This window comes from Mycobacterium arosiense ATCC BAA-1401 = DSM 45069 (assembly GCF_002086125.1).
Taxonomy (GTDB): Bacteria; Actinomycetota; Actinomycetes; order Mycobacteriales; family Mycobacteriaceae; genus Mycobacterium; species Mycobacterium arosiense.
The window spans coordinates 1-234 of the sequence record NZ_MVHG01000417.1 but is presented as its reverse complement, the minus strand read 5'-3'; the positions used below and the strand labels follow the sequence as shown (position 1 = coordinate 234).

Sequence of the window (234 nt, the reverse complement as noted above, 5' to 3'; positions counted from 1 at the left end):
GTGCACCGCACCACCGGCGCGGGCGGCGAGGGCGACGCCGACATCCGCCAGAAGAACGCCTCCAACGAATCGCGGGTCAGCTTCGGCGAGCAGGAGGACCGGATCAGTGGCATGGGCGGGGTCTACTACGCCCGCACCCGCACCGACGAGACACTGCACCTGCGCGGGCTGTCGGCCTTCGACGACACGAAGAAGAACCTCGGTGTGTTCGGCGAGCTGAACTACCGCCTGAGC

At 68.4% G+C, this 234-nt stretch carries 1 protein-coding gene; it reads left to right on the top strand.

The genetic code is table 11. The features are described from left to right. A partial coding sequence (locus BST14_RS32395; RefSeq protein WP_211280879.1) for a hypothetical protein occupies positions 1 to 234 on the top strand: 234 nt, incomplete at both ends.